This is a genomic window from Streptomyces sp. SPB074, assembly GCF_000154905.1.
Lineage (GTDB): Bacteria > Actinomycetota > Actinomycetes > Streptomycetales > Streptomycetaceae > Streptomyces.
Window position 1 is genome coordinate 1,938,721 of record NZ_GG770539.1, and the last position, 3,519, is coordinate 1,942,239.

Below are 3,519 nucleotides of genomic sequence, written 5' to 3' on the forward strand. Positions count from 1 at the left end.
CACCGGGCCGTCAGGACACGGGCGGGGCAGCGCCCGTGCGGCCCGTCAGGCCGCGAGCGCCTCCTCCCGCTCCCCCGCGCCCGCCGGGGCGAGGGCCAGCTCCAGGACCTGGCGGACGTCCGTGACCGGGTGGACGTCGAGCGAGGCGAGGATCTCGGCGGGGACGTCGTCCAGGTCCGGCTCGTTGCGCTTGGGGATCACGACGGTCGTGATCCCGGCGCGCTGGGCCGCGAGCAGCTTCTGCTTGAGGCCGCCGATCGGCAGGACCCGCCCGGTGAGCGAGACCTCGCCCGTCATCGCGACCTCGGGCCGCACCTGGCGCCCGCTCAGCAGCGAGGCCAGCGCCGTCGTCATCGTGATGCCCGCGCTCGGCCCGTCCTTCGGGACCGCCCCGGCCGGGAAGTGGATGTGCACGCCCCGGTCCTTGAGGTCGCCCACCGGCAGCTCCAGCTCCGCGCCGTGCGAGCGCAGGAAGGAGAGCGCGATGCGCGCCGACTCCTTCATGACGTCGCCGAGCTGACCGGTCAGGGTCAGCCCCGCGCCGCCCGTCTCCGGGTCGGCGAGCGAGGCTTCGACGTAGAGCACGTCACCGCCCGCGCCCGTGACCGCGAGCCCGGTCGCGACGCCGGGGACCGCCGTGCGCCGCTCGGCCGGGTCCTGCGCGGACTCCGGCACGTGGTGGGGGCGCCCGAGCAGCGGGCGCAGCTCCGCCTCCGTCACCGTGAAGGGCAGCTCCCGCTCGCCCAGCTCGTGCTGGGCCGCGAGCTTGCGCAGCAGCCGCGCGAGGGAGCGCTCCAGGTTCCGTACGCCCGCCTCGCGCGTGTACTCGCCCGCGAGCTTGCGCAGCGCGCTCTCGTCCACGGTCAGTTCGTCCTCGGTGAGCCCGGCCCGCTCGCGCTGCCTGGGCAGCAGGTGGTCGCGGGCGATGACGACCTTCTCGTCCTCGGTGTAGCCGTCGAGCCGGACCAGCTCCATGCGGTCGAGCAGGGCCTCGGGGATGGACTCCAGGACGTTCGCGGTGGCGAGGAAGACGACGTCGCTGAGGTCGAGCTCGACCTCCAGGTAGTGGTCGCGGAAGGTGTGGTTCTGCGCGGGGTCGAGGACTTCGAGGAGGGCCGCGGCCGGGTCGCCCCGGAAGTCGGAGCCGACCTTGTCGATCTCGTCGAGCAGGACCACCGGGTTCATCGACCCGGCCTCCTTGATGGCGCGCACGATCCGCCCCGCCTGGGCGCCCACGTACGTGCGCCGGTGCCCCCTGATCTCGGCCTCGTCGCGTACGCCGCCGAGCGCGACGCGGACGAAGGAACGGCCCATCGCGTGCGCCACGCTCTCGCCGAGCGAGGTCTTGCCGACCCCGGGAGGCCCGACGAGCGCGAGCACCGCGCCACCGCGCCTGCCGCCCACGACTCCGAGACCCCGGTCGGCGCGGCGCTTGCGCACCGCGAGGTACTCGGTGACGCGGTCCTTCACGTCGTCCAGGCCCGCGTGCTCCGCGTCGAGCACCGCACGGGCGCCCCGGATGTCGTAGGCGTCCGCGGAGCGCTCGTTCCACGGCAGGCCGAGCACCGTGTCGAGCCATGTGCGTATCCAGGCGCCCTCGGGGCTCTGGTCGCTCGCACGCTCCAGCTTCTCGGCCTCCTTGAGCGCGGCCTCGCGGACCTTCTCCGGCAGCTCCGCGGCCTCGACACGGGCGCGGTAGTCGTCGCTCTCGTCCTCGCCGTCCTCGCCGCCCAGCTCGCGCAGCTCCTTGCGGACGGCTTCGAGCTGACGGCGGAGCAGGAACTCGCGCTGCTGCTTGTCCACACCGTCCTGGACGTCCTTGGCGATCGTCTCGGCGATCTCTTGCTCCGCCAGGTGCTCGCGGAGCTGGAGCGTGGCGAGCCTGAGGCGGGCGACGGGGTCGGCCGTCTCCAGGAGCTCGGTCTTCTGGGCGGTGGTGAGGAACGGCGAGTACCCGGAGTTGTCGGCGAGCGCGGCCACGTCCTCGATCTGCTGGACCCGGTCCACGACCTGCCAGGCGCCGCGCTTCTTGAGCCACTCGGTCGCGAGGGCCTTGTACTCGGTGACCAGCTCGGTCACCGCGCCGGGCAGCGGCTCGGGCACGGTCTCGGCGACCCGGGTCCCCTCGACCCACAGCGCGGCGCCAGGTCCCGTGGTGCCCGCGCCGATGCGGACGCGGGCCCGGCCCCGGACCAGGGCGCCCGAGTGGCCGTCGGCGAGCCTGCCGACCTGCTCGACGGTGCCGAGCACGCCGGTGGCGGCGTAGTCCCCGTCCACGCGCGGCACGAGCAGCACCTCCGGCTTGGGCGCGGAGCCACTGGAACGGGCGGCGGCCTGGGCGGCCTCCACGGCCGCGCGCACCTCACCGTCCGAGAGGTCGAGCGGCACGACCATGCCGGGCAGGACGACCTCGTCGTCGAGCGGCAGCACGGGCAGGGTGAGCGGTGCGGGCGTCAGAGCCATGATCTCCCCTTCGGCAGTCAAGTTGAGCTGTACCGACTCAATGCCTGGGGAGCCGCTGGTGTTCCCGCTTCCCTGTTCGCCCACAGCGATCAGCCGGAACAGCGGCGCGGGGACGCCCTCACCCTGCCTCAGCGCACCCGCCGCCCGGCCTGTTCCCGGCCCGTACGACATTCGTACCGCTCCTCGTGAACCGATCGGCCCCCGCCGAGCGAGAGAGGGAGTGTGAGACGTGAACGCCCCACCGGGGCCGGTGAGGACGCCGCGCTGCTGCGCGCCGTCGCCGCGGGCGACGCCGACGCGCTCGCCGCGCTCTACGACCGCCACGCCGGCTGGCTGCACGCGCGGCTCACGCGGCGCTGTCGCGACGGGGAACTCGTGGACGAGGTCCTCCAGGACACCTTCCTGACCGTGTGGCGCTCCGCCGGGCACCACCGGGGCGACGAGACCGGCGGCTGGCTGTGGACGCTCGCGGGCCGCCGCCTCGCCGACGCGCTGCGCCGTCAGGAACGCGCGGCACGCCCGCTCCCCGAGCCCGTGCCGCCCGCCCCCTCGGCCGAGGACCGGGTCCTGTCCGGGCTCGCCTACGGGGAGGCGGGCGAAGCGCTCGGGCAGCTGCCCGCCGAACTCGGCGAGGTGCTGCGGATGACCGTCGTCGAGGGGCTGAGCACCCGCGAGACCGCCCGCCGCCTCGGCATCCCCGAAGGCACCGTCAAATCCCGCGCCCTGCGCGCCCGCCGCCACCTGCGCACCGCCCTCACCACAGGGCCCGGCACCCCGGGAGGCACCCCGTGAACCCAGCGCCCCGCCACCTCGCCACCGCCCACGCGACCCACTACGCGCGCGGCACCCTGCCCGGGCCCGCCGCACGCGCCCTCGAAGCCCACGTCGAGGCGTGCGGCTCGTGCGCCGCGCTCGTCTCCGCCGAGGTCCGCCGCACCGGGGCGGGCCCCGCGCTCGCCGCCGTCCGCGCCGGACTCCTCGCGGCCGTGGCGCGCGAGACGGCGACCGCCCCTGCACCGTCCGTCCCGCACCCCGCCACCCCCGCGCGCGCCGGCG

At 75.3% G+C, this 3,519-nt stretch carries 3 protein-coding genes; 2 read left to right on the forward strand and 1 reads right to left on the reverse strand.

The features are described from left to right. Window positions 1–45 precede the first annotated feature (45 nt). Window positions 46–2,463, reverse strand: a complete 2,418-nt coding sequence (lon, locus tag SSBG_RS07740) for an endopeptidase La (protein ID WP_008745640.1) — start codon at window positions 2,461–2,463, stop codon at window positions 46–48. 222 nt (window positions 2,464–2,685) lie between these two features. Between lon and SSBG_RS07745 the strand changes: the two genes are divergently transcribed. Together SSBG_RS07745 and SSBG_RS07750 are read left to right on the forward strand one after the other, a co-directional pair. Further along, window positions 2,686–3,255, forward strand: coding sequence for an RNA polymerase sigma factor (locus SSBG_RS07745; protein ID WP_008745641.1), 570 nt, complete (start codon window positions 2,686–2,688; stop codon window positions 3,253–3,255). Continuing rightward, window positions 3,252–3,519, forward strand: a 268-nt coding sequence (locus SSBG_RS07750) for a zf-HC2 domain-containing protein (protein WP_037869187.1), incomplete at its 3' end; no start/stop codon positions are given. The genes SSBG_RS07745 and SSBG_RS07750, both read left to right, overlap by 4 nt.